We start from the raw sequence: 15,626 nt of genomic DNA, 5'->3' as shown, positions 1-15,626 counted from the left end.
CGGATCGAACCGCGGGGTCCGTCGCACGACGGATGCCGTCCCCCGCGCGGCTACTCAGCGGGGGTAGAGGGTCCTCAGCAACGGCTGCCAGGCGACCATGTCGGCGGTGTCCGCGTGGATGCCGGACTCGCTCTCGTCGACGGCGGCCGGCCAGTAGACGGTGAACCATTCGCGCTCGGCTCGGCCCAGGCGGTCGCGGTTGGCGCGGATCAGGGCCGCCAACTCGTCCTGCTCGGCCGCGGTCGTGGCGTGCCGCAGCAGGTAGGTGGCCATCGGGATGACCAAGGATTGGATCGCGAGCAGGAGGCGCTGGCGGTCGGGATCCGCGAGCTCCATCGCGAGGAGGGCGTGGACGTGCCCGACCGCGCGGTCGTCGCCCACGCAGGACATCGCGATCAGGGCGTAGTCGCGGATGTCGCCGTCGGGGTCGAGCAGCGCGTCGCCCAGGACGTCGGACGCGTCGGCGCCGGCTCGTTTCGCCAGCGCCACCAGGGCGGCGCACCGGTCGTCGGGCTCGGCGGCCGGGTCCATCACCAGCCGGCGCAGGAGCGCCTGCCCGCCGGGACCGGTCGCTTCGCCGAGTGCGGCGAGGAGGAAGCCGCCCATGTCGCCCGCGCCGTCCGCCCACGCGGCGAGGAGGGTCTCCTCGCCGGCCGCGCCGCCGTGCACCGCCGCGGCGATCTGCTCCCGGTAGTGATCCGAGTCCCAGTCGATCAGCATCTATCCGCCCGGCGTCACGACGCCGTGTTCGTAGGCGAAGACGACCGCCTGGGTGCGGTCGCGCAGGCCCAGCTTGGTCAGCACGCGGCTGACGTGGGTCTTGACCGTGGCCTCGCCGAGGTGCATCGCGGCCGCGATCTCGGCGTTGGTGGCGCCGCTGGCCAGGGCGACCAGGACCTCGTGCTCGCGGGCGGTGAGCTCGGCGAGCTGCTCGCCGCTCGTGCGCGGCGTGCCGCCCGGCCGGGCGAAGGTGGCGATCACCCGGCGGGTGATCTCGGGGGCGAGCAGCGCGTCGCCGCGGGCCAGCACCCGGACCGCGTCGATCAGCGCCTCCGGGGTGCCGTTCTTGAGCAGGAAGCCGCTCGCTCCCGCCTCCAGCGCCGCGAACAGGTAGTCGTCGCGGTCGAACGTCGTGAGGATCAGCACCGCCGGGCCGTCGGGGCTTGAGGTGATCCGCCGGGTGGCGGCCAGCCCGTCGACGCCGGGCATCTCGACGTCCATCAGCACGACGTCGGGATTGGTCGCGGACACCATGCGGACGGCCTGCTCACCGTCGGAGGCCTCGCCGACCACCTCGAAGTCGTCCTCGGTCTCCAGGATGACCCGAAACCCGGTGCGGACCAGGTGATGGTCGTCGGCCAGCAGCACCTTGATCGCGCTCATGCGTCGACCGCCACTCGGGCCAGCGGGAACCGGGCGCGGACGCGGAAGCCGCGGCGGCTCGGGCCGCCGTCGTTGGCCGGGCCGGTTTCGAGGACGCCGTCGTGGGCCGTGACGCGCTCGCGCATGCCGATCAGGCCCATGCCGCCCGTGCGCTGGCCAGCCAGCACCGAGCGGCCGTCGTCGGTCACGTCGATCTCCACTTCGTTGGCCAGATAACGGATCCGGAGGTCGACCGTGGTCGCGCTGGCGTGCTTGATGGTGTTGGTCAGCGCCTCCTGGACGATCCGGTAGATCGCCTGGGACAGCGACTCCGGCAGCTCCACCGGGTCGCCGTAGACACCGAGCTTCGTCTCCAACCCGGCCTCGCGGGCGTTGGCCAGCAGGTCGTCCAACCGGTCGACGCCGCCGCCCGCCACCTCGACCGCGTCGCCCGACTGCCGCAGCAGGCTCAGCATGCGACGCAGCTCGTCGACCGCCGTGCGGGCGCTCAGCTCGACCGACTCCAGCGCGGCGCGGGCCTTGGCCGGGTCCTTGTCGAGGACCCGGCGGCCGGCCGACGCCTGCACGCCCATCACCGACACGTGGTGGGCGACCACGTCGTGCAGCTCGCGGGCGATCCGTAGTCGCTCGTCGGCGACCGCCAGCTCCCGCGCCTCGGCCTGGGACGCGCGCAGCTCCTCGGCCTGCAGCTCGAGCTGGTGCTCGCGGCGCGCCGCCGTCCAGGCGGTCTCGCCGAAGAAGTAGGCGGCGCCGAAGAGCAGCACGTTGACCAGCAGGCTGTTGACGATCACCGCCAGCAGCGGCGGCAGGAACCCGGAGGTGTTGGAGAACTCCGGCAGCGGGCCGCGGATCAGCCCGATGGCCAGGCTGGTGAAGAGCCACAGGAACATCGCCGCGATGATGCCGACGCGGATCCATTTGGCGCGGCGACGGTCACGGCCCCAGGCGCCCAGCGCGTAGATGGCGGCGAAGAGCACCCAGGCGGTCAGCTGCTGCTCGGGGGCTGCCCGGATCTGGCCGCCGATGAACGCCGCAGAAACGACGATCGCGACCGCCTCGGGAAAGCGCCGCCGCCAGCACAGCGGGAGTGCGATCAGCACGGTCCAGAAAATCTGCTCGGGCAGAGCCGGCACGCGCCCGAACACGAGGGCGCCGGCGGACGTGGCGAGCGTCATGTTGAGCAGCGTCAGGGCGGTGACCGCCACGCCGATCAGCACGTCGACGCGGCGCTGCTCGGGGGTCGGGCCCGGGCGGCGCCACTGGTCGAGGTCGGGGGACGCGGTCACGGGAGCAAGTGTAGGGAAGGGGTCCGACAAAGGACCCCTTCCCGAACACAGATCAAGAGGAATACGCCTCCAGCTCGTAGATGCGCGCCGCCCGGTCGGTGTCACTGGTCGGCGTGATCACATTGACCCGGAGATATCGCACGGACCGCGGCGTGAACGTATGCGTCGTCACGTTCGCCGTGTTCCCGCGTGGCGACGCCACCGTCGTCCACGCGACCCCGTCCGTGCTCACCTGCACGTCGAAGTCACGCGTGTTCCAGACGGGCTTCTCGTTGCCCGCACCCGAATGCCGCAGCACCACCCGCCCGACCTGGCTCGCCGCCTGGAGATCGACGCGGATCCACTTCGACGTGCCCACCGAGCACCACTTGTCACCGTTGCCGCCGGACACCGACCCGTTGACCGCCTTCGCCGGCGCCTCACTCGCCGCACACTGGCTGTCGGCGGTCGCGGGCCGGTTCAACGCGAGGTTCACGGGCGCGGCGGACGGCACGTAGAGCCGCACGTCGGTCAGCCGCGCGCTCCCCTCGTACACGTTGGTGTAGAGGTCGCCGATCACGAACCAGTCCGGGTACGCGGACCCGGCCGGCCACTGGTTGGGCCAGGTCGTGCGGCCGTTGTAGTCGTTCTGCACGAGGTTGCCGTTGAACTGCCCGTTGTACTCGCCGGCCTTGACGTTGTAGTGCCAGATCGGGTTGTTGTTGACCACGAACGGCCGGTGGAACCGCAGCGTCTTCTGCCCGACCCGGGCGAAGTTGCCGCTCGCCTCCAGCACATAGCCGGTGGCGTCGCGCTCGATGGCGAACGTGTAGAACGTGTTCGGCATCAGCTCGGGCTGCAGCTCGGCCGCCGACGAGAGCTGCTGCTCCGCGACGCCACCGGAACACGAGGTCATGAACCATTGCGAGTTGCCGGCCAGCCCGCCGCGCCCCGGGTTCCAGTTGGGCATCCCGCTGATCCACATGTTGACGGTGTTGAAGTTGCCGTCGCGGTAGTTGTAGTACGTGTTGGTGTTCGAGTCGCAGACCCGCCCACCGGTGCCGCTGCCGACCCGGTCGGGGTGCTGCGAGAACGAGTCCATCAACACCTTGCGGCGATAGTGCCAGAAGTGGTTGTTGCGCGGCGCCGGGTTGGCGAAGTCCACGATGGACATGAAGTGGAACCCGTTGTAGCCGTAGTTCCCGGCCCGCACGTCCTGCCACTCGCAGTAGGGAACGGAGGCGTCACCGCTCCAGCCCGGGCTGTCCGACCCCTCACCCCACGGATGCTGGGTCTTGCAGCCGCTCGTCCCGTACCCGTTGATCCGCCCGTCGTAGTTGATGGTGCCGTTGCGCTTGCCGCCGAAGTCGATGGTCTTCAGCTTGTACTCGACCCGGTACCGCTCCGGAAGCTGCTGCGACGGCCGCAGGATGACGCCGCCGGTGTGGTCGGGCACGTTCATCTTCGCCACCCACTCGCTGCCGAGCTGCTCGCGGGTGAGCGACGGCGGCGACTCGACGACACCGTCGGCGTTCCAGTCGCGCGCCGACAGCGACGCGGTCAGCCAACCGTTCTGGCCGACCGGAAACTCCTTGCGGTACGTCCGGAACGAGTTGAACGCCGTCGTCCACGCCGGACCGTAGTCGTTGCGGTACCACTGCCCGTTGTCGTCCATGATGGTGTCGAACGGCTGCGCGTACGTCTCGCGTACCCAGGGAGCGTTTCCGGTGTCGATCGGGTTGGCGAAGCTCTCGTTGTAGAGCAGCGTCCACCCGGGCCGGGTGGGGTCGTCGAGAGCCGCGGCCCGCCCCGGCAGGCCGACCAGCGTGCTGAGCGCGACGATCCCCACCACGGCGAGTGCTGGCGATCGGCGACGGATGGACGGTGTGCTGCGTCTGCGCATGGTCACTCCAGATCCACTCGGGTGGCGACGCCGACCGCCACAGTTGTCCCTTTAGAACACTCCTCGGTCCATGAACTGCTTGGCGTTGTCCTTGGTCACCATCGGGGAGTCGACGACGGTGTCCTTCTCCGGCGTGGCACCGCCCAGGATCTCGACGGCCCGGTCGAGGCCCTTCGCGCCGATGATGTCGGCGTCGTTGAGTCCGGTGACCAGATAGTTGGTGCCGTCGGAGATGGCCTTGAGCGCCTCGGTCTGCCCGTCGACGCCCGCGATGACGATCTGCTCGGTCTTCTTGGCGTCCGCGATCGCCCGCTGCGCGCCCAGGCACATCGCGTCGTTCTCGCAGAACACCGCGACCAGGTCGGGGTGGCTGGCGAGCAGGCTCTCCATCACGGTCAGCCCGCCGTCGGAGCTCCAGCCGCCGAAGTCGGGCGCCTCGACGAGGGTGATGCCCGCCTTGCCCTGCAGGGCCGCCTTGACGCCGTTGGTGCGCGCCAGCCCGATGCTGTTGTCGGCCGGGCCGCCCTTGATGATCGCCACCTTGCCGCCCTTGGTCAGGCGCTGGGCCAGGAACTCACCGTTCTGCTTGCCGATCGCCTCGTTGTCGGGACCGATCCAGCTCGTGTACTCGCCCGTCTGGAACTTGCGGTCGACCAGCACGACCGGCTTGCCGGCGGCCTTGATGGCGGCCAGCGCGGCCGGCGCGGACTCCAGCGGCCCGCCGGAGATGATGATGGCGTCGACGTTCTTGCTCAGCAGGTCCTCGACGTTGGCGGCGAGCTTGGCGGCGTCGCCGTTGGCATCCGTCGTCAGGATCTCGATGTTGCCTTTCTTCTTGGCCTGGTTGGCGATCGCCTTGTCCATGCCGCTGAAGTAGGGTCCGCCGAGCGTGAAGTTCGCGACCCCGATCGTGTACGAGTCGTCGGCGCCGCCACCCGCTTCGGGCTCGTCGGAACCGCACGCGGTGACGCCGAACGCGAGCGCGCCGGCCAGGAGCAGACTTGCGAACCTTCTCATGGTGCGTGGCCTCCTTGTGGGTTCAGGTGCGCCGGCGGCTGGCCCGGTGTACGAGGATGACCGCGATGATGATCAATCCCTTGAGGACCTGCTGCCAGAAGCTCTGCACGTTGTAGAGGTTGAGCAGGTTGTTGATGAGTGCGAGGACGAGCACCCCGCCGAGCGTCGCCGCGGCGGAGCCCTTGCCACCGGCCAGACTGGCGCCGCCGATCACACAGGCCGCGATCGCGTCGAGCTCGAACGCGACACCGACGCTGGGCTGGGCGATGCCGACCCGGCTGGCCAGGATCACGCCGGCCAGGCCGGCGCAGAAACCGCTGATCGTGTACGCGAGGAGCACGTGCTTGCGCACGCTGATCCCGGCCAGCCGCACGGTCTCCGCGTTGCCGCCGATCGCGACGATCGACCGGCCGGCCGGTGTGCGGTGCAGGAACACCCCGCCCACCAGGAACACCGCGAGCATGATGACCGTGGTGAGCGGGATCGGGCCGAGCATCGCCGAGCCGAGCCAGAAGAACGACTCGTCCTCGGGCGCGATCGGCACGTCGGAGTAGACGAACGCCAAGCCGCGGATGGTGGTCAGCGCGGCGAGCGTGACCACGAACGGCGCCAGCTCGAAGCGGGCCACCAGGGTGCCGTTGACGAGTCCGAAGAGGACGCCGCTGGCGATCCCCACGAGCATGGCCACCGGCAGCGGCAGTCCGGACGACAGGCCGGCGGTCAGGATGCCGGCGAAGGCGACCACCGAGCCGACGGACAGGTCGATGCCGCCGGTCAGGATCACGACCAGCATCCCGTACGCCAGCAGACCGGTCGTCACCATCTGCTTGAGCAGGTTGGTCAGGTTGGTCTGGGTGAGGAACGCGTCGGTGGTGACCGCCGCGATCGCGAGCACGAGCACGACGAGGCCGATGGCCGCGTGCCCGAGGCTGAACGTCGTGGCGCTACGGGCCTCCGTCGTTGGGTTGTCCACTTTGGTCAGCGTCATGCCGCCCGCCCGATCGAGTATGCGAGGACCTGGTCTTCGGTGGCGCCCTCGGAACGCAGCTCGCCGGCGATGCGGCCCTCGCGCATCACCAGCACGCGGTCGGTGGCGCCGAGCACCTCGGTCAGGTCCGACGAGATCAGCAGGACGGCCACGCCTGACCGGGCGAGCTCGTCGACCATCCGGTAGATCGCGACCCGGGTGGCCATGTCGACGCCTCGGGTCGGCTCGTCGAGGATCAGCACGCGCGGCTTTTTCAGGAGCCATTTCGCGAGTACGGCCTTCTGCTGGTTGCCGCCGCTGAGCCGGACGACCGGCATCGTGGCGCAGTGCGCGGGGCGGATGTCGAGGCGGTCGACCATCGCCTGCACCGCGGTTCGCTGTGCCTTCTGGTCGACGAGGCCGCCGCGTGTGGTCGCGTACAACGTGGTCAGTGCGACGTTCTCGCGTACCGTCAGATCGGGAACGATGCCGCTCCCCTTCCGGTCCTCGGTGACCAGCGCGAGGCCGGCGGCGATGGCGTCCTGTGGGGTCTTGAACGTGTGTGGCGTGCCGCCGAGCTCGATCCAGCCGTGGTCGGGGCGGGTCGCGCCGAAGAGGCAGTGCGCCAGCTCGGTGCGGCCGGAGCCGACCAGGCCGAAGAGGCCGAGAATCTCTCCCTTGTGGATCGTCAGGTCGACGTCGCGGAACTCGTTGTCTCTGGCGAGGTTTTTGGTCACGAGCGCCGGTTGGTCGGTGGCGGCGCGCCGGTCCGGGTAGATCTGCTCCAGGCGGCGGCCGGCCATCAGGCGGATCAGCTCGTCCTCGTCTGTCTGGGCCGGGATCGTGGTGGCGATGACCGCGCCGTCCTTCATCACAACGATTTGCGTGGCGAGCTCGAGCACCTCGACGAGGCGATGGGAGATGTAGATGACGAGGGTGTCCTGCTGTTGCAGCCTTCTGATGAGGGCGAAGAGCGCGTCGAGGTCGCTGCCGGCCAGCACGGCGCTCGGCTCGTCGAGGACCAGCACGCGGGGTTTCGCGACCAGCGCCTTGGCTATCTCGACCATCTGCTGTTTCGCGACGGAGAGGCGGCCCGCTTTCTGGCGCGGGTTGATGCTGGTGAAGCCGATGTCGTCGAGCAACGTTTTCGTTTGCTCGTGGGCCGCGCGCCAGTCGATCAGGCCGCGCTTTCGCGGGAAACGGCCGAGCAGCAGGTTTTCGGTGACGGTGAGCTCGGGTGCGAGGGTCAGCTCCTGGTAGACGGTGCGGATGCCGTGCTGGTGCGCGTCGTGGGGGCTTCCTGGTCGGGTTTGTGTGCCGTCGATGAGCAGCTCGCCGGCGGTCATCGTCTCGGCACCGGCGAGGATCTTGATCAGGGTGGACTTGCCGGCGCCGTTCGCGCCGACGACGCCGATGACCTCGCCGCGGTCGCCGGTCAGGTCGACGCCGTGCAGGACTTCTACGCCGGCGTACGCCTTGTGGACTGCCTTTAGCTCCAGCAGTTTCGTCCTTCTCACTGGAAGGCGTCCATCACGATGATCGTCTTCTGGCTGGTGAGGTCGGCGACCGTGTCGTGGATGCCTTCGCGGTAGCCGCCGGTGTCCTTGGTGCCGCCGAAGGGCAGGTTCTCCGCGCGCAGGGCGGTGGAGCCGTTGACGATGACGCCGCCCACGTCGAGCTGGCGGGCCATGGTGAAGGCACGGGAGATGTCGCGGGTCCAGACGGCGGCCTGGAGGCCGTAGGGCGACTCGCTCGCCATCCGGGTGGCGTCCTCGGGCTCCTTGAAGCGGGCGACCGGGGCGACGGGTCCGAAGATCTCGTCGTTGAAGGCACTGCTGTTCGTGGGCACGTCGGTGAGGACGGCGGGTTCGAAGAAGGCGTTGCGCCGCTTTCCGTTGGTTCTTTCTTTGGCGCCGTCGCTTTTCAGCTGTTGGACCGCCTGCTCGACCTGCTCGGCCGCCGATTCGGTGATCAGTGGGCCGACGTCGGTGCGTTCGTCGAGCTGGTCGCCGACGACGAGCTTCGCGGTCTGGGCCAGGAGGGCGTCGACGAACTCGTCGTGTACGGGGTCCTGCACATACACCCGTTTGACCGCGCAGCAGATCTGGCCGTTGCCGCGGGCGAGCCGGCCGAGGACGACCGCCTCTGCCGCCCGCTCGATGTCGGCGTCAGCGCAGACGATGAGGGCGTCGTTGCCGCCGAGCTCGAGGAGGACCTTCTTGAGGCCCGCTCTTTTGGCGATCTCCTTGCCCGCCCGGGTGCTGCCAGTAAGGGAGATCGCGGCGATTTTGGCGGATTCTGCCAGTCCTTGGGAGATCTCCGGGCCGCCGTTGACGAGTTGGTGGGCGTGTTCGGGCGCGCCGGCGTTGTTGACGATCTCGGCGATGCGGTGCAGGGCCAGGGGACATTTCTGCGGCGGCTGCACGATGACCGCGTTGCCGGCGGCCAGCGCGGCGCCGGCCTTGTGCGCGTAGAGCTCGACCGGGTAGTTGAACGGGACCAGGGCCGCGACGACACCGAGGGGCTCGCGGATGGTCACGGCGAGGTGCTTTTCGAGACCGGGTACGGCGTCCAGCGGGATCTGCCGGCCGAAGACGCGGGTGGCCTCGCCGGCCAGGCCGTTGAAGATCCGGATGGCGGCGGCGACCTCCCCCCGGGTCTGGGTGATCGGCTTGCCGTTCTCCTGCGCGAGCAGATAGGCGAGTTGCTCCTGTTCGGCGGCGATCCCGTCGGCGATGTCGTGCAGCAGCCGCGCGCGCTCGTGAGCCGGCTGGCTGGCCATCGCGCGCTGGCCCTGCTGCGCGTTGTCGATGGCGCGCTGGAGCCCGGTGTGGTCGGTGGCGCGCACCTCACCCAGTTGTTCACCCGTTCCCGGATTGTGGACGGCGATGACCGCGTCGGCCGCTAACATCCGATCACTCCAAACCGGCGATGCCGTCCGCTTTGCCCGGCACCACGCACTCGACCTGCGCTGATATAAACATCCAGGGCTGCAAGAGTTTCGATGTCGTGACGGAATGGTCACAGACTCCGTGGATCACCGTCAATACTCATCCCATGATTGACCGCCGTCCACTTTGTCCGTCACGGTGAATACATCGATGCCCTACGCTCCGTCACGTGACGGATTCATCGGCGTTGACTAATTTGATCTCGGAAGCCGCTGCTGCCTTGTCGGCGGCGAGCGTCGAGTCTCCTGTCGGCTCCGGAGCCGCGGCTGACGGCTTGATCGCGGTGCGGGTGGCGCTGCCGGGCCGGGTGGTCGACATGGACCTGGACCCGGCGGTGCTGCGGCTCCCCGTCGCGGTCTTGGCCGAGTCGCTGACCTCGGCGGTCAACGACGCCCTGGCGGATCTGCAGGCTCGATTGCCCTCTGGCTCCGTCGACCTCGATGTGCTGGGCAGCCGGCTACACACGATCCAGCGGGAAACGGCACGCCAGTTCTCGGCGTTCACGGAGTCGCTCGTCGACGCACAGGCGGCGCTGGCGCGCCGGGCAGGCCGATGAGCAGCCCGGGCTTCCAGGTCGACCCGGCCGCGCTGGGCAGCTCGGCCGCCTCGCTGTCGCAGGCAGCGGGCTCGTTCGTGGGAGCGCTGCGGGCATTCGAGGCGGAGCTGGCTTCGTTCGGTTCGCCGTGGGGCGCCGACGAGATCGGCTCGCTGATCGGCACGGCCCACGCGGAGGTAGCGGACTGGGCATTCGAGTGCTTCCGAACAGCAGCGGACGAGATCGAGGCTGCAGGCTTCGACCTGGGCGACATGGCCGCGGCGTACGAGCAGGTCGAAGACCGGATCCGCACCACCTTCGAGGGTCTCTGATGGCGCTCGACCTGCCTGGAGAGTTGCGGTCGTTGCTGGGCGTGCTCGGCTACACGTGGCCAGAGGCCGACGAGGACAAGCTGTTCGAGATGGGCCAGGCCTGGCTCGGCTTCGCCACAACGCTGGAGGACCTGTCCTCGTCGGCGGAATCGGGCGCGTCGCCGGTGTGGTCCCGGAACGCGGGAGCAGACATCACGGCCTTCGAACAGTGGTGGCACAAAGAGGACAGCCCGCTGGCCACCCTCCACGACGGCATGCCAGCAGCGGTCCTAACAGGAACAGGCTTAATCATCTGCGGCACGATCGTGCTGGCCCTGAAGGTAGCCGTGATCGTCCAACTAACGATCCTGGCAATCCAGATAGCCCAGGCGATTGCTACGTCAGCCGTGACCTTCGGCGCGTCACTGGCAGAGATCCCCATCTTCCAAGCCATCACCCGCACCCTGGTCGGCAACCTCTTCGACGAGGTAATCGCCACGCTCCTCGAAGCGTGACCAATGGCCAAGAAGAACGCCGGTGGCAAACTCATGCGAGCGGCCCTGGCGTACCTACGGAAGGCCAACCGCCGCGAGCGCCCTGGCCGCTTGAGCGTCTGGTCGCGCGATCATGTGTTTAAGGGCCACATGTACCCTGGCGCGACCCACGGCTCAGGCTGGCATTACCGCCCGGGCGGCATGGACTGGCCGAATCGACGGATCGACCCGTCGACGGTCACGAGGAGGTCGTCGACGGGCGCATACTCCGCCACCGTGCAGTACTTCGACCCGACGATCCCTCCCAGCGGAGTGTGGCGCGACAAGCACGGCAACGACGGCGTGAGCAGCTTCTTTCCTGATCACTGGACACCGAGCGAAGTAGAGAATGCGATCAACACAGCCTTCCATCGATCAACTCCGGTTCCCGGAAGCAATCGATGGCGCGGCACGTATCGGGGCATGAGAATCGAGGGCTACTATGACAACGGCGACGTCGGTCACGGCTGGCCGGTCATCTGAAGCTGGAGCGAACCCCAGTTGACCTTCATCAGATTTGCGTCCGATCAGTACGACCTTCCGGTATTCGCGGTCACAGATCCCACGTACACGGCACTCGGGTCGTGGATCACCGGCGACATCTCGGTCCATTTCAGAGTGTGCCTCGACGCCTTGGCCGACGTTGACGACCTTGCGAAGGGTCGACCGGTCGAGCCCTGGGGTAGTGAACACTACGACGTCGCTATCGACGCCAACGGCATCCGTTTCAGCAATCGCTTCGTCGACGAGTCCGGCAGCTATTCACTCCGCGACCTGACCGAGGCGTTGGAGGAGTACTGGCGCTTCCTCGCTTCCCAGCCCGAGGACCCCGACCTCGTCCGCCAGTACTGGCCCGACCTGCCGCGATGGCAGGCGGAACTATTGCTGTGGGAGCAGCGCCGCGAGCGGCAACATCCATACCGCGGACGTCTCTTCTAGCTCGAGATCCCATCCGGTCCGTGCACCGCAACCGACGCGAGGCGCCGGCCGCTCGCCGCTCTCGCCGCGGCGCTGCCACGCCTTGGTCATCGCAGACCTCGAAGAAGCGTCTTGGACCGCGAGGTGACACAGCATCGCCCTGGCGCGCCCGCACCGCCAGAGCCTGCAACGGTGGGGTTGTCGGCGCTCCCGGGCGAAACGCGGCGGTGCCGCCCCCGTGAAGCGGGCGGTTGCGAGGGTGGTGGGTCTGTTTATGGTGTGGCGATGGAGATGGAGTTCGACGGGGAGATCTGGTTTTGGAGGGGGCCGGCACCTTGGCACTTCGTTACCGTGCCCGAGGCCTTCTGTCTTGAGATTGCGGCCAATGCCGATCTGGTCAGCTATGGCTGGGGGATGATTCCGGTCGGGGCGCGGGTTGGGGCGACCGACTACACCACCTCGCTCTGGCCCAAGGATGGGCGTTACATCGTGCCGATCAAGACCGCGGTGCGTAAGGCCGAGCGGATCGATGTCGGTGACACCGTGACGGTCCGGTTGACGTTGGACGTCTGAGCCGGACCGCCACGGGCCCGCACCGCATCAGCCCAACGTGTAGCTCAACAGCACCGACCGGTTGTCGAACGTGCGGGTGCCGGTCAATTCCAGAGCGGTCCGCGCGATCGGAAGCAACCGCTTGCCGCCGCCCAGGATGACCGGGTGGACGATGACCTGGATCTCGTCCACGAGGCCCAAATCCGCCAGCGTCGCGGCCATGCCAGAGCCGCCGTTCAGCAGCAGGTCCTTGCCCGTGCCGGACTTCAGGGCCGCTACCGACTCGGCCACGTCCGAGTTGATCACTGTGGTGTTCCAGTCGAGCGGGCCGCGCAGCGTACGCGAGAAGACGATTTTCGGTGTTTCGCGCCAGATTGGGGCGAACTCCTGGTCGTGGGGGTGATCCGATTCCTTGTCCGCGGTCGGCCAGTAGCCGGACATCATCTCCCAGACAACGCGGCCATAGAGAAAGGTGTCGACGCCGTCGTGGACCTCGTGTGCGTAGTCGGCGAGCTCCGGGCCCAGCTCTGTCCAGTCGAACTCGCCGTTGGGGCCGTCGACGAAGCCGTCGACCGACGTGTGCACCCAGTAAATGATCTTCCGCATGATGGTCCTCCGACCTCGGTTTCGTGTCCTTCAAACACGATGTCGGAGCGGGCACCGCAGCTTCGACAGCCTCGGCTAAAGAAGTTCGACCTCGTCTCCCACCTGGACCGCGCCCGGGGCCGACGGCACCAGGTTGAGGCCGAACATCAGGCCCTGGTCGATGTTGCGGTGCCGCCCCAGCGCGCGCAGCGGCTGCTTGCCCTTCACCGCCGTCTCCTGGTCAATTGTGGTCACGACGCAGCGGTCGCACAGGCTGATGGCGTCGAAGACCACGCCGCCCACGCGCAGGCGGCCGCCGACCCAGCCGTCCTCGGCCCACGGTGCCGCGCCCTCGACGACCAGGTTCGGGCGGAAACGGGTGATCGGCACCGGTTCGTCGCCCGCCTCGAGCAGCCAGTCGTTGAGCGCACTCAGGGAAGCGGCGTTGGCGAGCAACAAGGGGTACGCGTCCGCGAACGTCGTCACGCCCACCGTCGAACTGGCGCCGGCCACGTGGGCCGTCGGGTCGTGCAGGAACACCAGGCTGACGGGGCTGCCCAGGAACTCGCTCAGCCAGGCGTCCGCCTCCGGCCCGGCCGGGCGCGCCGGCACCGGGGCGGTCCGGCTTTTGAAGATCTTCACGCCCACGTCGTACGCCGGTGATGGCTCCTGGATCGTGATCGATGTGCGCCCGGGCGCCGTCAGCCGCAGCTCACCGGGCTGGACCTCGGCACGCAGGAAGACGAGCGCGGCGTTGTCCCGCTGCGTCACGCCGACACCCGCGCTGTCGACGATCATCCAGCGGCGGTCGCCGGCCAGGCCCCACGGCTCGACGCGCGCGCCGTCGTGGGTGACTCGGTGACAACCCTTCACCGGGTACGTGTAGATGGCGCCCAATCGCATCGCTTCAGGGTGCCACCGGGGCGCTCACCAGGCGAGGCCGATTCCGTCGCCGGCGTACCAGTGCTTGGCCGGAGTTTCGCGATATGCGAGGAAACGGCGGCCGGTGCGCTCGGCGTGCTCGGCCAGCACGTTGGTCACCGTGACGTTGTCGGTCAGCAGCAGGGCTCCGGGTGCCAGCTTGGGCTCGACGGCCCGGAACTCGCGCCGCTCGTGCGCCACGTGGTGGTTGCTGTCGTGCAGGAACATGTCGACCTTGCGGTCCAGCGCGCCGATCGAGGCGATGGAGTCGCCGATGACCAGGTCGACGACCTCGCTCCAGGGCGCGATGCTGGCCAGGTAGCCGGCCTCGGGGTTGATGTCGAGCGACGTGACCCGGCCCGGTGAACCCTCGGCCGTGTTGCGCAGGAGCGCGGCCGCGAGCACGCACGTGCCGAGACCCTTGTCGACGCCGGTCTCGACCACGTGGGCGGGACGCTTGGCTCGCACGATCGCGTACCAACCGATGCGCCTGGCATATCTGACCTGCTTGTCGGCGAGGCCGCGGCGGGCGGACGCGGCGGTGGCCGACGTGATGTGGTCGCGCAGCGCCTCGTCGTTGTCGAGCTCGTCCATGTAGCCGCGGACCGTCGCGACCGGGACCGCGCAGGTGATGCTGACGAACCAGGCGAGGTGCTCCCGGGACAACTTCGTCAGCTCGTACGTGTAGTTGTGGTGCTCGCGGGAGGTGAAAAGCCACCGCACCGACGAGCCGATGACGCCGGCGTCGTGTCGGGCCACGCGGTGGAGCCGTTTCGGGAAGGCCGCGACGGGTGCCAGCGGTGTGCGGGCGATGGCTCTGCGAAGTCTCGTCCGGTTCACGCGGCAGTTGTATCAGACTCTGTTGCCTGGGTCACACAGGTAGTTGGCAACGCCTCGCGCTTGTTTCTGAATGGTTCTATGCATACGCTGCGGGAGTGAATGAAGGCGTTCGGGTGGTGGATCTGTTCCGTGGGGCGCGGCTGACGCCGACCCAGCGGCGGATCGCGCACTGCCTGGTGCAAAACGCCACGTCCGCGGCCTATCTATCGGCGTCGGAGGTCGCCGAGCTCGCCCAGGTGAGCCAGCCGAGCGTGACCCGGCTGGCGATGGCGCTGGGCTACGACGGCTATCCGGCGCTGCGGCGCAAGCTCCGAGAGCTGGTCAGCCCGACGGTCGACGTCGCCTGGGCCAAGCCCGACGGTGACAACGAGCTTCAGGTGGCCGTCCGGGCCGAGGCCGACAATCTGCACGACCTGGCGAGTCGGCTGGGTGACCCGTCGCCGTTGTCGCGGGCCGGCGCCCTGCTGGCGGCCAGCCGGCCGTTGCCGGTGCTGGGGCTGCGGTCCGCCGCGCCACTCGCCGCCTATTTCGGATACTTCGCCGCGAAGGTGCATCCCGACGTCCGGCTGCTCGACACCGGCGGCAGCATGCTCGCCGATCGGGTCGACCAGGCCCGCGCGGCCGGTGCGACGGCTTTGCTGGCGTTCGTCCTGCCCCGCTACCCACGCGAGGCGGTCGACGCGCTGACCGCCGCCCGGGCCGACGGCCTGTCGGTCGTCCTGATCACCGACTCCGCGGTCGGCCCCGCCGCCGACCACGCCGACGTGGTGCTCACCGCCGCGGTCGGTGCCCAACTCGTCTTCGACCTGCACGCCGCCCCGATGGCGCTGGCCATGGTGCTGCTGCAGGCGCTCTGCGACGCGGTGCCGGCCGAGTCACAGAGCCGCCTCGAAGAGTTCGAACGCTCCGCGTCCCGTCGTCAGTTGTTCGTCAGCTAGTCAGCTA

General features: G+C 68.6%; 18 protein-coding genes. 7 read left to right on the top strand and 11 right to left on the bottom strand.

Annotation, left to right across the window (positions count from 1 at the left end):
- Positions 1–54 precede the first annotated feature (54 nt).
- Genes Air01nite_RS04260 through Air01nite_RS04225 form a run of 8 tightly spaced genes read right to left on the bottom strand, consistent with a single transcriptional unit; the run spans position 55 to position 9,446 of the window.
- Positions 55–720 (bottom strand): HEAT repeat domain-containing protein, encoded by a 666-nt coding sequence (locus Air01nite_RS04260; RefSeq protein ID WP_203700449.1) that lies wholly within the window; start codon positions 718–720, stop codon positions 55–57.
- Positions 721–1,383 (bottom strand): response regulator, encoded by a 663-nt coding sequence (locus Air01nite_RS04255; RefSeq protein WP_203700448.1) that lies wholly within the window; start codon positions 1,381–1,383, stop codon positions 721–723.
- Positions 1,380–2,669 (bottom strand): sensor histidine kinase, encoded by a 1,290-nt coding sequence (locus Air01nite_RS04250; RefSeq protein WP_239090477.1) that lies wholly within the window; start codon positions 2,667–2,669, stop codon positions 1,380–1,382. Before Air01nite_RS04250 ends, Air01nite_RS04255 begins: the two co-directional genes overlap by 4 nt.
- A 52-nt stretch (positions 2,670–2,721) precedes the next feature.
- Positions 2,722–4,551, bottom strand: coding sequence for a discoidin domain-containing protein (locus Air01nite_RS04245; RefSeq protein ID WP_203700447.1), 1,830 nt, complete (start codon positions 4,549–4,551; stop codon positions 2,722–2,724).
- A 51-nt stretch (positions 4,552–4,602) separates the two neighbouring features.
- Positions 4,603–5,568 carry a substrate-binding domain-containing protein gene (locus tag Air01nite_RS04240; protein ID WP_203700446.1) on the bottom strand — a complete coding sequence of 322 codons (966 nt, stop codon included), beginning with the start codon at positions 5,566–5,568 and terminating at the stop codon, positions 4,603–4,605.
- 22 nt (positions 5,569–5,590) lie between these two features.
- Positions 5,591–6,541 (bottom strand): ABC transporter permease, encoded by a 951-nt coding sequence (locus Air01nite_RS04235; protein WP_203700445.1) that lies wholly within the window; start codon positions 6,539–6,541, stop codon positions 5,591–5,593.
- Between the two features lie 11 nt (positions 6,542–6,552).
- Positions 6,553–8,052 (bottom strand): sugar ABC transporter ATP-binding protein, encoded by a 1,500-nt coding sequence (locus Air01nite_RS04230; RefSeq protein WP_203700444.1) that lies wholly within the window; start codon positions 8,050–8,052, stop codon positions 6,553–6,555.
- Positions 8,049–9,446 carry an aldehyde dehydrogenase family protein gene (locus tag Air01nite_RS04225; RefSeq protein ID WP_203700443.1) on the bottom strand — a complete coding sequence of 466 codons (1,398 nt, stop codon included), beginning with the start codon at positions 9,444–9,446 and terminating at the stop codon, positions 8,049–8,051. The genes Air01nite_RS04230 and Air01nite_RS04225 overlap by 4 nt, the downstream gene beginning before the upstream one ends.
- Positions 9,447–9,655: 209 nt before the next feature.
- Here Air01nite_RS04225 and Air01nite_RS04220 point away from each other — a divergent pair, with 209 nt between their 5' ends.
- The 6 genes from Air01nite_RS04220 to Air01nite_RS04195 all read left to right on the top strand — a co-directional run bounded on the left by Air01nite_RS04220 (position 9,656) and on the right by Air01nite_RS04195 (position 12,356).
- A complete protein-coding gene (locus tag Air01nite_RS04220) occupies positions 9,656–10,042 on the top strand; it encodes a YbaB/EbfC family nucleoid-associated protein (RefSeq protein WP_203700442.1) in 387 nt (128 codons plus the stop codon).
- Positions 10,039–10,353 carry a hypothetical protein gene (locus tag Air01nite_RS04215; RefSeq protein ID WP_203700441.1) on the top strand — a complete coding sequence of 105 codons (315 nt, stop codon included), beginning with the start codon at positions 10,039–10,041 and terminating at the stop codon, positions 10,351–10,353. Before Air01nite_RS04220 ends, Air01nite_RS04215 begins: the two co-directional genes overlap by 4 nt.
- The gene (locus Air01nite_RS04210; RefSeq protein ID WP_203700440.1) at positions 10,353–10,847 is read left to right on the top strand and encodes a WXG100-like domain-containing protein; all 495 of its coding nucleotides are present in this window, start codon (positions 10,353–10,355) and stop codon (positions 10,845–10,847) included. Before Air01nite_RS04215 ends, Air01nite_RS04210 begins: the two co-directional genes overlap by 1 nt.
- 3 nt (positions 10,848–10,850) lie before the next feature.
- Positions 10,851–11,348, top strand: coding sequence for an EndoU domain-containing protein (locus Air01nite_RS04205; protein WP_239090476.1), 498 nt, complete (start codon positions 10,851–10,853; stop codon positions 11,346–11,348).
- 18 nt (positions 11,349–11,366) lie between these two features.
- Positions 11,367–11,804, top strand: coding sequence for a hypothetical protein (locus Air01nite_RS04200; protein WP_203700439.1), 438 nt, complete (start codon positions 11,367–11,369; stop codon positions 11,802–11,804).
- Positions 11,805–12,068: 264 nt separating this feature from the next.
- Entirely contained in the window at positions 12,069–12,356 is a 288-nt protein-coding gene (locus tag Air01nite_RS04195) for a DUF1905 domain-containing protein (protein WP_203700438.1), read from the top strand.
- Between the two features lie 27 nt (positions 12,357–12,383).
- Here the strand turns inward: Air01nite_RS04195 and Air01nite_RS04190 are convergent, their stop codons facing one another.
- The 3 genes from Air01nite_RS04190 to Air01nite_RS04180 all read right to left on the bottom strand — a co-directional run bounded on the left by Air01nite_RS04190 (position 12,384) and on the right by Air01nite_RS04180 (position 14,681).
- Positions 12,384–12,941 (bottom strand): dihydrofolate reductase family protein, encoded by a 558-nt coding sequence (locus tag Air01nite_RS04190; RefSeq protein ID WP_203700437.1) that lies wholly within the window; start codon positions 12,939–12,941, stop codon positions 12,384–12,386.
- 75 nt (positions 12,942–13,016) lie between these two features.
- Positions 13,017–13,823 carry an MOSC domain-containing protein gene (locus Air01nite_RS04185; RefSeq protein ID WP_203700436.1) on the bottom strand — a complete coding sequence of 269 codons (807 nt, stop codon included), beginning with the start codon at positions 13,821–13,823 and terminating at the stop codon, positions 13,017–13,019.
- A 24-nt stretch (positions 13,824–13,847) separates the two neighbouring features.
- Positions 13,848–14,681 carry a class I SAM-dependent methyltransferase gene (locus tag Air01nite_RS04180; RefSeq protein WP_203700435.1) on the bottom strand — a complete coding sequence of 278 codons (834 nt, stop codon included), beginning with the start codon at positions 14,679–14,681 and terminating at the stop codon, positions 13,848–13,850.
- A 95-nt stretch (positions 14,682–14,776) separates the two neighbouring features.
- On the opposite strand from Air01nite_RS04180, the gene Air01nite_RS04175 reads away from it, so the two are divergent.
- Positions 14,777–15,619 carry a MurR/RpiR family transcriptional regulator gene (locus Air01nite_RS04175; protein WP_203700434.1) on the top strand — a complete coding sequence of 281 codons (843 nt, stop codon included), beginning with the start codon at positions 14,777–14,779 and terminating at the stop codon, positions 15,617–15,619.
- Positions 15,620–15,626 lie beyond the last annotated feature (7 nt).

Source organism: Asanoa iriomotensis, from assembly GCF_016862515.1.
Classification (GTDB): domain Bacteria; phylum Actinomycetota; class Actinomycetes; order Mycobacteriales; family Micromonosporaceae; genus Asanoa; species Asanoa iriomotensis.
Note: the sequence above shows the minus strand (reverse complement) of the source record. Positions and strands in the feature narration are given on the sequence as shown.

What these genes read in the sequence shown, in the direction of transcription:
- Air01nite_RS04260 (WP_203700449.1), bottom strand. Translation starts at nt 720, where the DNA reads ATGCTGATCGACTGGGACTCGGATCACTACCGGGAGCAGATCGCCGCG.
- Air01nite_RS04255 (WP_203700448.1), bottom strand. Translation starts at nt 1,383, where the DNA reads ATGAGCGCGATCAAGGTGCTGCTGGCCGACGACCATCACCTGGTCCGC.
- Air01nite_RS04245 (WP_203700447.1), bottom strand. Translation starts at nt 4,551, where the DNA reads ATGCGCAGACGCAGCACACCGTCCATCCGTCGCCGATCGCCAGCACTC.
- Air01nite_RS04240 (WP_203700446.1), bottom strand. Translation starts at nt 5,568, where the DNA reads ATGAGAAGGTTCGCAAGTCTGCTCCTGGCCGGCGCGCTCGCGTTCGGC.
- Air01nite_RS04225 (WP_203700443.1), bottom strand. Translation starts at nt 9,446, where the DNA reads ATGTTAGCGGCCGACGCGGTCATCGCCGTCCACAATCCGGGAACGGGT.
- Air01nite_RS04215 (WP_203700441.1), top strand. Translation starts at nt 10,039, where the DNA reads ATGAGCAGCCCGGGCTTCCAGGTCGACCCGGCCGCGCTGGGCAGCTCG.
- Air01nite_RS04210 (WP_203700440.1), top strand. Translation starts at nt 10,353, where the DNA reads ATGGCGCTCGACCTGCCTGGAGAGTTGCGGTCGTTGCTGGGCGTGCTC.
- Air01nite_RS04205 (WP_239090476.1), top strand. Translation starts at nt 10,851, where the DNA reads ATGGCCAAGAAGAACGCCGGTGGCAAACTCATGCGAGCGGCCCTGGCG.
- Air01nite_RS04195 (WP_203700438.1), top strand. Translation starts at nt 12,069, where the DNA reads ATGGAGATGGAGTTCGACGGGGAGATCTGGTTTTGGAGGGGGCCGGCA.
- Air01nite_RS04190 (WP_203700437.1), bottom strand. Translation starts at nt 12,941, where the DNA reads ATGCGGAAGATCATTTACTGGGTGCACACGTCGGTCGACGGCTTCGTC.
- Air01nite_RS04185 (WP_203700436.1), bottom strand. Translation starts at nt 13,823, where the DNA reads ATGCGATTGGGCGCCATCTACACGTACCCGGTGAAGGGTTGTCACCGA.